General features: G+C 72.6%; 15 protein-coding genes. 8 read left to right on the forward strand and 7 right to left on the reverse strand.

Annotation, left to right across the window (positions count from 1 at the left end; all coding sequences use genetic code 11):
- Positions 1–27: 27 nt before the first annotated feature.
- Positions 28–675 (reverse strand): isochorismatase family protein, encoded by a 648-nt coding sequence (locus KI385_RS07120; RefSeq protein WP_238571367.1) that lies wholly within the window; start codon positions 673–675, stop codon positions 28–30.
- A gap of 227 nt (positions 676–902) precedes the next feature.
- On the opposite strand from KI385_RS07120, the gene KI385_RS07125 reads away from it, so the two are divergent.
- From KI385_RS07125 to KI385_RS07135, 3 genes are all read left to right on the forward strand, one after another.
- Entirely contained in the window at positions 903–1,367 is a 465-nt protein-coding gene (locus KI385_RS07125; RefSeq protein ID WP_238571368.1) for a pyridoxamine 5'-phosphate oxidase family protein, read from the forward strand.
- A gap of 179 nt (positions 1,368–1,546) precedes the next feature.
- The gene (locus KI385_RS07130; RefSeq protein ID WP_238571369.1) at positions 1,547–3,007 is read left to right on the forward strand and encodes an acyl-CoA synthetase; all 1,461 of its coding nucleotides are present in this window, start codon (positions 1,547–1,549) and stop codon (positions 3,005–3,007) included.
- A 67-nt stretch (positions 3,008–3,074) separates the two neighbouring features.
- A complete protein-coding gene (locus tag KI385_RS07135) occupies positions 3,075–4,445 on the forward strand; it encodes a carboxyl transferase domain-containing protein (protein ID WP_425357061.1) in 1,371 nt (456 codons plus the stop codon).
- Between the two features lie 20 nt (positions 4,446–4,465).
- Here KI385_RS07135 and KI385_RS07140 read toward each other — a convergent pair whose 3' ends face one another.
- Entirely contained in the window at positions 4,466–5,374 is a 909-nt protein-coding gene (locus tag KI385_RS07140; protein WP_238571371.1) for a LysR family transcriptional regulator, read from the reverse strand.
- Positions 5,375–5,448: 74 nt separating this feature from the next.
- On the opposite strand from KI385_RS07140, the gene KI385_RS07145 reads away from it, so the two are divergent.
- Together KI385_RS07145 and KI385_RS07150 are read left to right on the forward strand one after the other, a co-directional pair.
- The gene (locus KI385_RS07145; protein ID WP_238571372.1) at positions 5,449–6,534 is read left to right on the forward strand and encodes a DMT family transporter; all 1,086 of its coding nucleotides are present in this window, start codon (positions 5,449–5,451) and stop codon (positions 6,532–6,534) included.
- A gap of 127 nt (positions 6,535–6,661) precedes the next feature.
- Positions 6,662–7,570, forward strand: coding sequence for an SMI1/KNR4 family protein (locus tag KI385_RS07150; protein WP_238571373.1), 909 nt, complete (start codon positions 6,662–6,664; stop codon positions 7,568–7,570).
- Between the two features lie 190 nt (positions 7,571–7,760).
- On the opposite strand, the gene KI385_RS07155 is transcribed toward KI385_RS07150, so the two are convergent.
- On the reverse strand, positions 7,761–9,092 hold the full coding sequence (locus tag KI385_RS07155; protein WP_238571374.1) for an aminotransferase class I/II-fold pyridoxal phosphate-dependent enzyme: 1,332 nt from the start codon (positions 9,090–9,092) through the stop codon (positions 7,761–7,763).
- Positions 9,093–9,115: 23 nt separating this feature from the next.
- On the opposite strand from KI385_RS07155, the gene KI385_RS07160 reads away from it, so the two are divergent.
- Both KI385_RS07160 and KI385_RS07165 read left to right on the forward strand, forming a co-directional pair.
- The gene (locus tag KI385_RS07160; protein ID WP_425356881.1) at positions 9,116–9,793 is read left to right on the forward strand and encodes a pyridoxamine 5'-phosphate oxidase family protein; all 678 of its coding nucleotides are present in this window, start codon (positions 9,116–9,118) and stop codon (positions 9,791–9,793) included.
- A gap of 9 nt (positions 9,794–9,802) precedes the next feature.
- Positions 9,803–10,465, forward strand: a complete 663-nt coding sequence (locus KI385_RS07165; protein WP_238571375.1) for an FMN-binding negative transcriptional regulator — start codon at positions 9,803–9,805, stop codon at positions 10,463–10,465.
- A 94-nt stretch (positions 10,466–10,559) separates the two neighbouring features.
- On the opposite strand, the gene KI385_RS07170 is transcribed toward KI385_RS07165, so the two are convergent.
- The 3 genes from KI385_RS07170 to KI385_RS07180 all read right to left on the reverse strand — a co-directional run bounded on the left by KI385_RS07170 (position 10,560) and on the right by KI385_RS07180 (position 13,447).
- On the reverse strand, positions 10,560–11,537 hold the full coding sequence (locus KI385_RS07170; RefSeq protein ID WP_238571376.1) for a DMT family transporter: 978 nt from the start codon (positions 11,535–11,537) through the stop codon (positions 10,560–10,562).
- 178 nt (positions 11,538–11,715) lie between these two features.
- Complete coding sequence (locus tag KI385_RS07175; RefSeq protein WP_238571377.1) at positions 11,716–12,867, reverse strand: EamA family transporter; 1,152 nt, start codon at positions 12,865–12,867, stop codon at positions 11,716–11,718.
- Positions 12,868–12,916: 49 nt separating this feature from the next.
- Positions 12,917–13,447: a Clp protease N-terminal domain-containing protein gene (locus tag KI385_RS07180; protein WP_238571378.1), complete on the reverse strand. Its 531-nt coding sequence runs from the start codon at positions 13,445–13,447 to the stop codon at positions 12,917–12,919.
- 286 nt (positions 13,448–13,733) lie between these two features.
- Here KI385_RS07180 and KI385_RS07185 point away from each other — a divergent pair, with 286 nt between their 5' ends.
- A complete protein-coding gene (locus KI385_RS07185; protein WP_238571379.1) occupies positions 13,734–14,162 on the forward strand; it encodes a type II toxin-antitoxin system Rv0910 family toxin in 429 nt (142 codons plus the stop codon).
- Positions 14,163–14,237: 75 nt separating this feature from the next.
- On the opposite strand, the gene KI385_RS07190 is transcribed toward KI385_RS07185, so the two are convergent.
- Entirely contained in the window at positions 14,238–14,864 is a 627-nt protein-coding gene (locus tag KI385_RS07190) for a PadR family transcriptional regulator (RefSeq protein WP_238571380.1), read from the reverse strand.
- Positions 14,865–15,113 lie beyond the last annotated feature (249 nt).

Below are 15,113 nucleotides of genomic sequence, written 5' to 3' on the forward strand. Positions count from 1 at the left end.
GGCCGCCCGGCGGGCCCCGCGGCCGGGTCAGCGGCCGCGGCGCGGTCGTTTCCAGCTGGTCAGGACGTCGTCGGTGGTGGTGACGGTGGCGACCAGGGCGAGGGTGTTGCGGACCATCGCGGGGGTGTAGTCGGCGGGCACCCCGGCGATGGCGTCCGCGGGCACCACGGCCGTGTAGCCGAGGTTGACCGCGTCGAACACGGCGTTGGGGATCGCCACATTCGCCGACACCCCGGTGACGACGAGCGCGCGGCACCCGAAGTTGCGCAGCAGCGCGTCCACATCGGTGCCGGCGATCGGCGAGAGACCGTGCAGCCTGCGCACCACCAGATCGTCCGCCGAGACCGGTATCGGATCGGCGATCCGCACCGCGGTGGACCCGGTGAGCTGCTGGACGGGCAGCCGCGCGGCCGCCGTGAAGAGGCGGGCGTTGTGATTGGCGCCGCGGCCGTCGGGGCGGCGTTCGGCGACCGCGTGCAGCACCTGGACGCCGGCGTCGTGCGCGGCCGCCACCAGGCGGGCCACGTTCGCCAGCGCCCCCGACGTGCGGGCGGCGTCGGCAAGTTCGGGCAGCGCACTGTCCGGGCCGACCACACCGCGCTGGCACTCGACGGTGAGCAGCACCGTCGTGGCCGGGTCCAGTTGCTCGATGAGCCGTGCAGCGTGTGAAGACATCGCATTCCCCTCTGGCGGGCCTGATCCCCGGCGGGCCAATCCCTGATGGGCCTGATCCCTGGCGGGCCTGTTCGAGCGCGCGAGGCTATCGGGCATTGCGCCCGCCAGGAAGAGCCCTCATGATTTCTGACACTCAGTCAGGTGGGTCGGCCGCCAGCGATTCGGTACAGGTGGTCGGTGTCAGAGCGGTGTCAGATACGCGGATGCACGGCGGAGGGCGATGACGGATGGCCGACACTCAGCGGCGCGGGCGCCGGATCATGATGACGCGGGACGAGTTGGACGTATTCCTCGGGGCGCAGCGCACCTGCCGGGTCGCGACGGTCGGGGGCGACGGCGCGCCACATGTCGGGGCGCTGTGGTTCGTCTGGGACGGGGCGGCGCTGTGGCTGTATTCGATCACCCGCAGCAAGCGGTGGGCGCAGCTGCGCACGGACCCGCGGATCGCGGTGGTCGTCGACGACGGGCACGAGTACGGCGAGCTGCGCGGGGCAGAGCTGGCGGGCCGTGCGGACTTCGTCGGCGAGGCGCCGCGCACCGGCGAGCCGTGCCCCGAACTGACCGCCCCGGAGCGGCTGTTCGCGCGGAAGTACTTCGGGATGGCGGAGATGCCGCACGACGGCCGCCACGCATGGCTGCGTCTGACGCCGGAGTCCGTCGCCTCGTGGGACTTCCGCAAGATCCCGGGGTGAGGGCGCGCGATCGGCGCGATTGCCGTGCGCGGACGGGGCCGATCCCGGCGAGGTGATCGCGTTGTCGGTGGTCTCTGCGAGAGTGGTACGGGTCAGCCCGCTGCGCACCGCGCAAGGGTGCGGGAGCGGGACGGCCCGGCCGCGACGGTCCGGGCGCCGACGAGGACGAAGGAGATCCGGTGAACGTGCTCTTCCCCGCGCTGCGCGACGCTTCGCCCGCACCCGCGCTGCGCTTCGGCGACCGCGCACTCAGCTACCACCAACTGGCGTCGGTGGCGGGGGCGCTCGCCGAACGGATCGGCGGCGAGACCCGGATCGCGATCTGGGCGACACCGACGCTGGAGACCTCGGTCGGCGTGGTGGCCGCCCTGCTCGCCGGGGTAGCCGCCGTACCGGTGAACCCGAAGATCGGCGAGAGCGAGCTTGCGCACATCGTGGCGGACAGCGCGCCGTCGCTCGTGCTGGCCGAGCCGGGCGCCGACCTGCCGGGTCCGCTCGGCGCGCTGCCCCGTATCGACGTCGACGCCGCCGAGCCGGCCGAGGAGCCCGGGCCGGCCTCGCTCCCGTACGAACCGGGCGACGAGGCCCCCGCCCTGATCGTCTACACCTCCGGCACCACAGGACCGCCCAAGGGCGTGGTCCTCCCCCGGCGTGCCATCGCGCACACCCTCGACGCGCTGGAGGACGCCTGGCAGTGGACCGCCGACGACGTCCTCGTCCACGCCCTGCCGCTGTTTCATGTCCACGGTCTGATCCTCGGCATCCTGGGGCCGCTGCGCCGTGGCGGCAGCGTGCACCACCTGGGCCGCTTCAGCACCGACGCGGTCGCCCGGGAGCTGTCCGCGGACGGCACGATGCTGTTCGGCGTGCCGACGATGTACCACCGCCTGGCCGCCGAGGCCGGCCGGGATCCGGCGCTCGCCAAGGCGCTCTCCCGCGCCCGGCTGCTGGTCTCCGGATCGGCCGCGCTGCCGCTGACCGACCATGCGCGGATCGCGGCCGCCTCCGGCCGACGCGTGATCGAGCGCTACGGCATGACCGAAACCCTCATGAACACCAGCGTGCGGGCCGACGGTCCGGACGCCGCGGGCACGGTCGGGGTACCGCTTCCGGGGGTGTATGTCCGGCTCGTCGACGACGCGGGCCGGGCCATCGAGACGAACGACGGCGAGACGGTCGGCGAGATCCAGGTCCGCGGCCCGAACCTCTTCGTGGAGTACCTCAACCGCCCCGACGCCACCGCCGCCGCCTTCGACGGCGGGTGGTTCCGTACCGGCGACATGGCGATCCGCGACGCCTCCGGGAACTACCGCATCGTCGGCCGCAAGGCCACCGACCTGATCAAGAGCGGCGGCTACAAGATCGGCGCGGGCGAGATCGAGAATGCGCTCCTGGCACACCCCGGCGTCGCCGAGGCGGCCGTCACGGGTGCGCCGGACGAGGACCTCGGTGAGCGGATCGTCGCCTGGGTCGTGGTGGAGACCGGTCCGGATGCCGGCCCGGCGCCGTCCGGCGAGGAGCTCGCCGACCATGTCGCCCGCCAGCTCGCGCCGCACAAACGCCCACGCACGGTGCACTTCCTGGACGCGCTGCCGCGCAACGACATGGGCAAGATCCTGAAGCGAGAGCTCCGTGCGTGAGGGCGGGCGCGACGAGGGCGCTTCCGCCGCGGCGAAGCCCTGCATCCGACTGACGGCCCGTCAGGCCATCGCGGCGGTCGCGGATACGTATACCGAGCTCGCCGAGTCCGGCCGGCTCGAAGCCCCGTCCGCCGTGCCCGCCGCGTCGTCCACACCGGACGGCCCGCTCGGCTGGAGCGGCTACGACGATGCGCGGGCCCGGGCCCGCGCGCGGACCGGCGAGGACGAGTCGGTGGTCACGGCCCTGGCCACGATCGGCGGGGCGGAAGCGGTCGTGGTCTCCTTCGAGTTCCGCTATCTGGGCGGCTCCCTCGGCGAACGCACCGGCGACCGCCTGGAGGCCGCCTACACCCGGGCGCGTGAGCGGGGCCTGCCGGTCGTGTCGCTGATCGCCACCGGCGGCAGCCGGATGCAGGAGGGCATGCGCGCGCTGAGCCAACTCCAGCGGGTGGCCGGGCAGTCGGCGCTGAACCGTGCCGCCGGGCTGCCGCAGCTCGCCGTACTCCGCGATCCGACGACCGGCGGCGGCTGGGCCACGCTCGGTGCGGGCGCCGATGTGATCCTCGCGCTCCCCGGGGCACAGATCGGCTTCGCGGGCTCGCGGGTCCGGCCCCCGGACGCCGATCCCTGCGCCTACTCCGCCGAGGGACAGCTGGCGTCCGGCCATATCGACGCCATCGTCCCGCCGGACCGGCTGCGCGCCACGCTGCAGCGGTGGCTGCATCTGCTGTGCGCCCCGAGGGAGCCCGGCCGTCCCGCCACCGAATCGGCACCGCCGCCGTACGCACTCGGCGCATCCGGGCTGCCGGAGACCGGCTGGGGTGCGGTGGTCCGCGCCCGTGCGGCCCGGCGGCCGCGCGCCGAGGCGTATCTGCGGGCGTACTTCGACGACCTTGAGGAGATCAGCGGCGACCGCTGCGGCGGTGTCGACCCCGGAATACGCTGCGGATTCGGCCGTCGTGACGGCCGTACGATCGCCTTCGCGGCCCAGTGCGGCACGGCCACCCGCCCGGCCGGCTTCCGTACCGCCGCGCGCCTCGTCCGGCTCGCGGACCGGCTCGGCATCCCGGTCCTCACCCTGGTGGACACCCCGGGCGCCGCGAACGACGCGGCGGCCGAGCGGGCCGGTGCCGGCGCGGCCATCGCCGACACCTTCGCGGCGCTGGCCACCGCCCGGGTGCCGGTCACCTCCCTGCTCATCGGTGAAGGCGGTTCGGGCGGCGCACTGGCCCTCGCCGCACCGGACCGGCTCTGGGCGACACCGGACAGCTACTTCTCCGTGATCGCCCCGGAACTGGCCGCGGCCATCCTCAAACGCGACGAGGCGCAGATCCACGACACGGCCGACCAACTCCGCATCCGCCCACAGGACTTGCGGGAACTGGGCATCATCCGCGACATCGTCGGACCGGCCGGAGAGGGGGCTGCCGAGTCCTGATGCGGCCGGCGGCTCCGGCGTCAGCAGCCCTCCATACGCTTCCCGGCCGTGCGGAGCGCGCCCACCGCGGCGCGGATCGACGGCCTGCGGTCGGCATCCGCGCGCCAGATGGCGTAGACATGGCGGCGCATCGTATGGCGTACGGGCACCACGCTCACCCCCTCCGGCACCGGCCCGCGGCCGAGGCGCGGAGCCACCGCGACGCCCAACCCGGCCGCGATCAGGGCGAGTTGGGTGTGATGCTCCTCCGCCATATGCGCGATGCGCGGCTCGATGCCCTTGCTGCGCAGCGTGAACATCAGCCACTCGTGGCAGAACTCCCCCTGCGGCCAGGAGATCCACTCGTCGTCCGCGAACTCCTCCAGCTCCACGGACTGCCGCTGGGCCAGCGGATGCGCCGACGGCATCGCCACGTCGGCCGGATCGTCCAGCAGCGGGGCCTTCGCCAATCCCTCGGGCAGTGACAGCGGCCGGTTGTACCAGTCCAGGACGACCGCCAGATCGGTGTCGCCGCGCACCACGCCGCGCACCGACTCGTCCGGTTCCATCTCCCGTAGCCGGGCGCGCAGTTGCGGGTGCTCGGCGCGCAGGGCCGCGAGCGCGGCCGGGAAGAGCCCGCGCGCCGCGGTGGGAAACGCGCCCAGCCGCAGCTCACCCACCGCCTGGCCGCGATGCGCCTCCAGCTCGGCCTGTGCCAGCTCGACCTGGGAGAGGATGCGCCCCGCGTGATCGGCGAGCAGCCGGCCGGCGTCGGTCAGCCGCACTCCGCGCCCGTTCTTCGCCAGCAGCTGCTGCCCGGTCTCCCGCTCGAGCTTGGCGATCTGCTGCGAGACGGCCGAGGTCGTCACATGCAGTCCGTCGGCGGCCGCGCTCACCGAACCGTGGCGGGCGACCGCACTCAGGGTCCGTAGGCGATCAAGGTTCAACATGTAAGCAACTCTACGCGATACCACGCACAAAAACTCGCTTGTGCTACGAAGTTGTACACAGCATCGTGGACGCCATGAGCACCGCCGCCGGCGCACCCACCGCCTCCGCCCCCAGCACGAACCCCGCGAACTCGCCGTCGCCCCGCACGGCCATCGCCGCGGGTCCGAAGATCGTCGGCACGACCCCTCCGGCCACTCCGGCCTCCGCCGCCCCCGGCCCCGGCAGCGGGACGGCGCGGCGCGGGCGCGCCCTCGGCTGGCCGATCCGCTTCGCCGCCCTCTGCCTGGTCTGGGGCTTCAGCTTTCTCTTCATCAAGGTGGGCACGCACGGCTTCGCGCCGCTACAGGTCACGCTGGGCCGGGTGGCGTTCGGTGCGCTGGTACTGCTGACCATGCTCGTGATCAAGCGTGAGCGGCTGCCGCGCTCGGCCCGCACCTGGGGTCACCTCGCCGTCGCCGCGTTCTTCCTCAACGCGCTGCCGTTCTCCCTGTTCGCCTACTCCGAGCTGACCATCCCCTCCACGCTGGCCGGCATCTGCAACGCCACCTCCCCGCTCTGGGGCATGGCGCTGTCGGTCGTCGCACTCTCCGAGGACCGCCCCACCCGGCGCCGGGTCGCGGGGCTCGGCATCGGGTTCCTGGGCGTGCTCACCGTGCTCGGCGCCTGGCAGGGCTTCGCCGGTACGGATCTGGCCGGCACCGCGATGGCGCTCGGTGCCTCGCTCAGCTACCCCATCGGCTGGATCTACGTCCGCCGCACCCTGGCGGGCGCCCCGCACTCCCATCTGTCCATGTCCGGCACCCAGCTGCTGCTCGCCACCGTCCAACTGGCCTTGGTGACCCCCCTGTTCACCACCGCACCGACCAGCTACCCGCTCGTCCCGCTGCTCGCCGTCTTCGCCCTCGGCGCACTGGGCACCGGCCTCGCCTTCCTCCTCCAGTACGGACTGGTCGCCGAGATCGGCCCCACCACCGCCCAGATGGTCACCTACTTCATTCCCGTGATCGCCACCGCGGCCGGAGTCGCCGTCCTGGACGAACAACTGAGCTGGAACACCCCGGTCGGCGCGCTGATCGTCCTGGCCGGCGCCGCACTCACCCAGAGCAAGCCGCGCTCCGCCGGCCCGTCGCCCGCGCGGCCCGGAGCGGCCACCGACTGACGGCCGCACCGGGGCCCCGGCCGCAGATCCAGCCCCAGGTCCAACCCCAGGTCCAGCCCGAGATCCAGGTCCAGACCCCCGAGCCCGGGCTCGGGGGTTGTCACTGTTGTGCGCTTCACTGTGCCTCGTGAAGGAAGAAACGCTGCTGGACTCGGTGCACTCCCTGGCCTGGCCCCCACGACAAGAGTTGCAGTGCTCCGTGCGCGGGCACGGAGCCGGACACATCTGCCGTATGGGCTCGGCCGAAATGACGCTCCCTCCGCTCGTCGAAACGCTCTCCGACCGGTACGGCTCACCGCGCAATCTCGCCACCGGGGGTTTCATCGATCCGACGGTCACCGAACAGCGTGGGCTGCCACTCCTTCGGCCGTTCGGGACCGCGGTCCTGGAGATGCGTGCCTGGATCCTGGGCGGCAGTTGGATCGGCTGTGGAGAGATCGACACGGGCGAGGGCCGGCGAGTGGTGCTGATCATCGCCACCCGGCCCGCGCCGGTGGCCGACGGTCTGCCCCAGGACACCACGTGGCTGGACCGGCTGATCGCCTTGACCGGCCACCGGGCCGACCGGGAGTACACCGTCGACTGGGTGGCGGTGGAGGCCCGGCTGGGCTGCGGCCTGCCCGCCGACTACAAGGACATGGTGGAGATCTTCGGTTACGGGGCGTTCGACGGCTTCATCGATCTCGCAGTGCCCGGTTTGCCGTCCGAGGAGAGCGATCTCGTCGGGGACGCGCTACGTATCGCCGGGTGGGCGAGAACGGACGGGTACTCGATGTGGAAGCCGTACCAGCCGTTTCCCGCGCCGGGCGGGCTGCTGCGATGGGCATTCACCGAGCAGGCGGACGAGTTCTTCTGGCTGACCGAGGGCCCGGACCCCGACACGTGGCCTCTTCTCGCATGCTGCGAGGAGGGCGAATGGAGCCGCTTCGACGGCTCCACCACCGAGTACGTCTACCGCCTGCTCACCGACCGGACGCTCCCTCACTCCGTAGCCCGTTACGTCGAAACCCACTGGTTCCAGAGCTACAGCGACTGAGCCCTCATCGGCGAGGGTCCCCGCCGCCACCGCACCCACCGGCCCAGGCGACCGCTGGACCTGGGTCCCATGCCCCAGGCCCCGTGGCTCCCTCGACCCCGCCCCAATTCCCCCTCACTCGGACCTCTCACTCGGACCTCTCACTCGGACCTCTCACTCAGACCCCTCACTCAGACCTCTCTCGCACCTCTCACTCGTACCGCCGCGCCTCCCCCACCCCCGTTGCCGCGGCGACGGCGTCGGCAATGGGGGCTATGTCGTCGTCGGAGAGGCCGGAGACGGTGATGCGCACGCCCGGTGGGGAGTGCATCCGGAAGCGGGCGCCGGGAGCCACCGCCCAGCCGGAGTGCAGGAGTCGGGCGACCGTGCCGGTCTCGTCCGGGACCGGTACCCAGACGTTCATCCCGCTGCGGCCTCGGGCACGCACTCCGCGCTCCGCCAGTGCCCGTATCAGCGCATCCCGGCGCCGGCCGTACGCTCCGGCCACCTCCTCGGGGTCGATCGCGGAGGTCCGCCACAGATGGGCGACAGCATCCTGGAGCAGATGGCTGACCCAGCCGGGGCCCAGAAGCTGGCGGCCCCGCACCCGGTCGACGGTCACGGGGTCACCGGTGAGCACCGCGAGGCGCAGATCCGGGCCGTAGGCCTTGGCCGTCGAGCGGACCAGGGCCCAGTGGTCGGTGACGCCGGAGAGCGGATGCAGCGGAAGGTCGACGATGCCGTGGCCGTGGTCGTCCTCGATGAGGAGTACGCCGGGATATCCGGCAAGGAGCGTGCGGAGTTCGGTGGCGCGGTCCCGGCTGACGGCGGCTCCGGTAGGGTTCTGCGCCCGGTCGGTGACGACGGCGGCCCGGGCGCCGTCCTGGAGCGCGCGCGCCAACTGCTCGGGCAGCGGGCCTTCCTCGTCCACGCCGACCGGTGCGGGACGCAGCCCGAGGGCCGGGATGAGATCGAGCAGGCTGCCCCACCCGGGATCCTCGACCGCCACCGTGTCGCCGGGCCGCAGATGGGCGGCGAGCACCCGCTCTATGGCGTCCAGTGAACCGCTGGTGACGGCGATCGGCCCCTCTGCCACACCGTCGGCGGCGAAGGCCGAGCGGGCCAGCGCCGCCAGATCGTCGCCCACGGCCGACGCGCCATAGAGCACGGGGCGCCGCGCGCTGCGCGCAGCGGCCTCGGCCAGCGCCCGTTCGAGCGGGGGCAGCAGGGCGGGATCGGGGTTGCCGTCGGAGGCATCCCGGACGCCCGGCGGCGCCTCCACCCGCAACGCCTCGCGTGACGTGGTCGGAGGACGGGGGCGCACCCGGCTGCCGCGCCGGCCCGCCGTCTCGATCACCCCTCGGTCACGGAGCGTGCGGTACGCGGCCGCGACCGTATTCGGATTGACCTCGAGGTAGACGGCCAACTCCCTTAGCGGGGGCAGGACTTCGCCTGGTTGGAGCTCGCCCGCACCGACGGCTCGCTCGACACTGGCGGCAATCTCCGATGCGCGCCGCCCTTCGATCCGATACTCTCCTAGCACAAACTTGATTATGCACTAGTGCAATGGAGATGGCAATGGCCCGCGCCGAGTCGTACGCACCGACCGACCGCACGACCCCCACCCGCGCCCGAGAACGCGCCACCTACGACCACGAGACGGTGCACGCGATCCTCGACGCGGGCTATGTGTGCCATCTGGGCTTCGTCCGCGACGGTTCCCCGGTCGTCCTGCCGACGCTCTACGGCCGGGTCGGCGACCGCCTCTATCTGCACGGTTCGACCGGTTCCCGCCCGCTGCGGATGGCCGGTCAGGCACCGGACCCCGGCCTCGAGGTCTGTGTCACCGTCACCCACGTCGACGGTCTGGTGCTGGCCAAGTCCGCTTTCCACCACTCCATCAACTACCGCTGCGTCGTGGTGCACGGCACCGCCTACCAGGTCACCGACGACGAGGAGAAGACGGCCGCGCTCGATGCCCTCGTCGATCACGTCGTGCCCGGCCGCGCCGCGGACTCCCGCCCCGGCAACGCCAAGGAACTGGCCGCCACCGCCGTGATCCGCCTCGACCTGCGCGAGGTCTCCGCCAAGATCCGCACCGGCGGCCCCAGCGAGGAGCCGGAGGATCTCGCGCTGCCGTACTGGAGCGGCGTCCTTCCCGTGGCACCGGTGTACGGCGCCCCCATACCCTCCGACGACCTGGCCCCCGGCACCCCCGAGCCGGCGTACCTCTCCGCCCGCTGAGGAGCCACCGTGCTGATCCACCCCTGGGACGCACCCACCGACGACACCGAGTGGCAACACTGGCTCGCGGCCCACGACTTCGGCCAGCTGGCCGTCAACGGCCTGCCCGGCGAACCGCCGATGGTGCAGCCGCTGCACTTCGCCTACGACCCCGCCCGCCGCGAGGCCGTCACCCACCTGGCCCGCCCCAACCCCCTCTGGGGCGCGCTGGAGGACCGGCCGACGGTGCTGCTGAGCGTGGTGGACGACTACACCTTCGTCCCCGGCCCCTGGCAGGCGACCGAGGACCAGCCGCCCGAGCACGGCGTCCCCACCAGCTTCTACGCCGCGGTCCAGCTGACCTGCACCGCCCATGTCGTGGACGACCCGGAGGCCAAGGCGGCGCTGTTGCAGCGCCAGATGGGCCACTTCCAGCCGGACGGCGGCTCGGCGCCGGTCGCCGCGGGCGAGGCACCGTACGGGCGGCTGCTGTCCGGCATCCGTGGTCTACGCCTCGAAGTGCGGGAGGTCCGCGCCAAGTTCAAGTACGGCGGCAAGCGGAGCGAGGCGGTCCAGCAGCGTGTCTCGGAGCGCCTCGCCCAGCGCGACGGCCCCGGTGATGCGGCGGCCCGCAGCCACCAGCAGCGCCGCCTGGCGGCCGCCGGTACCTCCACAGGGACGCCCCCGTCCTGAACGGCCCCACTGAACGGCCCCTTGGCCCGATGGCCACAACGGCCCGGACCGCCTGGTGGGTGCCCGGCCGACACAGCCGGCCGGGCACCCGCCCTCAGCTCGCCACCGGCGCCGTCGCCCGGGCGGCCGCCACCGCCCCGCGCGCCTCCGTGACCGCCAGTGCGGCCACGGCCGTCAGCAGGACACCGGTGCCGGTCGCCGTGGCCATCGTCAGCCGCTCCCCGAGGAACAGCACCGCGATGGCCGCGGCCGACACCGGCTCGATCAGCGAGATCACGGAGGCGGTCGCGGCGCGCACGACCGCCAGCCCCGCGAAGTAGAGCCCGTAGGCCAGCGCCGTCGGCACCGCCGCGATATAACCCATCAGCCAGAGGCTGCGACCCAGCTCGTGCGCCTGGGGCCACAGCCCCTGCATCGCCGCGAGCGGCAGCAGGCACAGCGCACCGACCGCGAACGCGCTGACGGTCGAGGCGTACTGATCACTGCCGCCGCCCTTGCCCAGCCGCCGGGTGGCCAGCGTCATCACGGCACAACCGGCCGCGGACAGCAGGGCGTAGCCGATGCCGGCGGGACGGACCGTGGTGGCTCCGGCCCCGCCGAGGACCAGGATCGCCAGCCCGGCCAGCGCCCCGCCGACGGCCAGGACCCCGCCCGCGCCGAGCCGTTCACCCATCGTCACGCGCGCTCCGATGGCGATCAGGACGGGACCCGCCCCCATGGTGACGACGGTGCCCACGGCCAGACCGGTGGCTTCGACGGCGGCGAAGTACGCGGCCTGGAAGACGGCGAGGGCGACGCCGGTCACGGCGATGCGCAGCACACGCCGGCGCATCGGCTCGTACGGGGCGGGGACGGCCGCGGCGCCCGTCCGGCGGCGGAGCACCGCCCGTACGGCGAGCAGGAGCACCAGGCCGCCGAAGGTGCGCCAGAAGGTGAGGGAGATCGGGCCGAGTCCGCTGTCTCGGTAGAGGAGGGCGGCGGCCGCGCCGGCGGTACCCCAGGCGGTCGCGGCGAACGTCACGTACACAAGCCCCCGGCCCACGGGCAGGGCGGAGGAAGAAGTGGCATGCATGGGAGGTGTGCTCCGGGAAATCCAGGACGGCGCGGTGCGCCGTGGAATGGTCGCGTGATCCCGTGTGCAGGCAGCGACGACCGGCTCGGGAACCTGCCCGAGCCGGGGTTTCCTCGGAGGCCGCCGCCCGCCTTACGCGGCGGGAGGGGGCAATACGGTCGAATGCATGATCGTCACCCTACGTGGTACACGATCCGGCCGACAAGTCGTCCCCGGAGCGGGCCGCGGCTCCACCGGGGGATGCGGCGCCACCAGGGGAACTCGCTCCCTCGGCGTCCATCGTCCCCGTACCGGCAGCCGCCACCACGACCGTCTCCGTCGCCTTCGGCTTGGCCGACTGCGCGATGAAGGCGCCGATCAACACCACCGCCCCGCCCACGATCTGCGGTGCGAAGAGGTGCTCACCGAGCAGCACCCAGGCCAGGACCGTCGCGATGACCGCCTCCAGACAGGCGACCACCCCGGCCACCTGTGGCGAGAGCCGGCGTATCGACACCACTCCGGTGAGGTAGGCGGCCACCGTGGAGATCAGCACGATCCAGGCGAGCAGCGCGGCGGCGGGCACCCGGGTCCCGTTCATCTCCGCACTGCCGCCCAGCACCGACCACTCCATGCCCCAGGGGCGGGCGATGACGGTGAGTACGACGGCGCCGATCAGCAGGCCGTAGGCGATCACGCCGAGCGGGTCCACCTGGTCATCGCCGTCGCTGCCATGGTCGGAGAGCACGAAGTAGCCGACCTGGCAGCAGGCCGCGCCGAGCGCGAGGGCGAGGCCGATGGCGTCGAAGCTCAGCCCGGACCAGACCTCCACGACGCAGGCCAAGCCGCCGACGGCCAGCACGACGCCGACCGCCGCGGCACGGGTGACCGGTCGCTTCTGGACGAACCGGACCCAGCCCAGGACGAGGGCGGGCGCCAGATATTCGATGAGCAGCGCGACACCGACGGGGATACGGGAGATCGCGGCGAAGTAGCAGGCCTGTACGCCGGCGACGGCGAGCAGCCCGAAGCCGGCGAGCAGCGCGGGCCGGCGGCGCGGCAGATCGCGGTGGCGCCAGGCGATCGGGAGCATCACCAGCGCGGCGCCGACCACCCGCAGCCAGGTGACATGCAGCGGTTCGAGGCCGGCCGCGATCAGGGGCTTGGCGGCGACGCCCGAACCGCCGAACGCGAGCGCGGAGAGCAGGGCGATGCCGAGGCCGGCGCCACGTCCCCGGGGCGCGCCCTTGCGGCTCGCCCCGACGGTGGCCGGTGCCTGGGTCCCCGACCCTGGAGTTCCCTGGCCCGGGCCGGTCGATGGACCTGCCGGGCTCCCCGAAGACGCGTGCATCGGGTCATGATGACAGCCGCGGTCAGCAGTGCCACCCCCGATACCCCTGTCAGTCCTGGCCGGGGCGCTCCCCGTCCAGGCGGGCGGCGAGCGGGGCGGTGTCGACGGAGGCCCGACGCAGGACCTCGACGGCCCGGGATTCGGGGTCGTCCACCAGGGCGGCGAGCAGATCGAGGCAGCCGGCGCGGGTGGCGTAGCGGGCGTGCGCGCGGTCGAGGGCGCCGTCCATGGCGGCGGCCGCGGCCGGCGACCAGCCGGGGACGCCGCCCTCGGTGACCATGGGGACCGCGCCGGAGTCCTCGACGGTGCCGTGCCACTCGAGTCCGTAGCCGATGCTGCGCTGTACGAGGTAGCCGAGCAGCCGCGCGACCTGCGGTCCGCCGTCGAAGGCGGCGCGTACGGCGGGGTCCGATTCCAGCAGGCCGTGCAGCAGATGCGCGGTGTCGACCTGCCGGTCACCGTCGCGGGTGGCCCGCCTGCGGGCAGCGGAGACCACCGACGCGAGCTCCACGGTGACCTGGGTTTCGAGGTCCTCCTGGGCGGGGCCGTCGCCGCCACTGTACGCAGTACGGTTTTGCACAGCCCCTACCCCACCAGCCTCTGAGCGCCGGAGCATCCCCGGCGGGAAGCATTTGCGCATCCAACGCTGGTTGGGCATGCCCGCACGGCGTCTCCTCCTCAGGGAGGAGATACAGGGGAACTGTGGAGGCCGGACATGCGGGGCGCCGCCGCCCATCTGCCCCGAACCGCGCCGCACAGAAATCTGACGACTCATCAGCAATACACGGTCATCGGTATTGAACCTTCACCCCCGTACGGCTACGTTCCGCGGCACCAGCCAGGACCGTCACCGAAGGGGTGATCGCATGGCCGAAGTCACCGCTCAGGCCCGCATCGAGGCACCGGCCGAAGAGGTCTGGGCCCGGCTCACCGACTTCGATGCGTACGGGGAGTGGAACGCCACCCACACCACCTTCCCCAAGGGCGGCCCGGAAACACTCGAGGTGGGCGCGGCCTACGAGGAGAACATGAAGCTGATGGGCTTCCCCGCGGAGGTGACCTGGACCGTGCGGGAGCTGGAGACCGGCCGGCTGCTCGACATCGAGGGCAAGGGCCCGATGGGCGTCAACCTGGGGATGCGCTACGAGCTCACACCGGACGATGAGGCGACGGCGGTACGGATCGACGGGGCGTTCACCGGCGCCGCGGTCTCGCTGATGGCCGGCAAACTCAAGGACTCGGCGAGCGCCGCGCTCAACGAATCGCTGCGCAAGCTCGCCGGCCTGGTCGCCTGACCCTCCGGGAGCCACCGCTCATTGCGGCCCCCCGGAGGCCGCTCACCACCGCATTCCCCCTCACTCACCCCTCACTCAGTCCTCTTCGGCGAGGATCAGATACAGCTCCTTGCGGGCCTTGTTGACCACCGCCATGGCCTTCTCCCGCTGCTCGGGACTGCCGGTGGCCCACACCTGCCGGAACGCCTCCACCAGGCCGCCGCCCGCCTTGCGGATCTCGTTCATCGCCTCCCAGTCGACACCGCGGCCGGCGTCCTCCCAGGGGGCGTCCGAGCCGCTGTCGGCCTCGGCGCGCCCGGCGTCGGTCAGCGAGAACAGCTTCTTGCCGCCCTCACTGGCGCTGGCGATCAGCCCCTCGTCCTCGAGGAGTTGCAGGGTCGGATAGACCGAGCCGGGACTGGGCTTCCACGCCCCGCCGCTGCGCTCGGCGATCTCCTGGATCATTTCGTAGCCGTGCATCGGACGGTCCTTGAGCAGCGCCAGGATCGAGGCGCGCACATCGCCGCGACGCGCCCGGCCGCGCGGTCCGCCGCGCCCCCGGCCGCCACCGAAGGGCGGACCCCCGAAAGGCGGGCCGAACGGGCCGAAGGCCGCGCGCCGCCGCTCCCAGCCGCCCGCGAAGTCGCCGTGGCCGCCATGGCGCCCGGGTCCGCACTGCTCATGCCGACGCTCATGTCCGTGATCGTGCCCTTGGGAACGCATGACGCGTCCTCCTTCTCTCTCATCTCTCATTGATCGATCGCGATGCTTCAACGATATATCGGGACTGTTCGTCGAAGCAAGGCCCTGAATCGAATCGCGGAGCAACGGCAGATCCTCGGCGACCGCGCGCACGAGCCCACCGACGAGCCGGCGCGGCCCGTGGTGTCGCCGGGCATCAGGCCCGTCCGCCGATGACCACACCCTCAATCCATGGCCAATTTCCTGCAATTGGCCTTGGCCTGTGGCTCT

The sequence above is a fragment of the Streptomyces inhibens genome (genome assembly GCF_022221585.1).
Classification (GTDB): Bacteria; Actinomycetota; Actinomycetes; order Streptomycetales; family Streptomycetaceae; genus Streptomyces; species Streptomyces inhibens.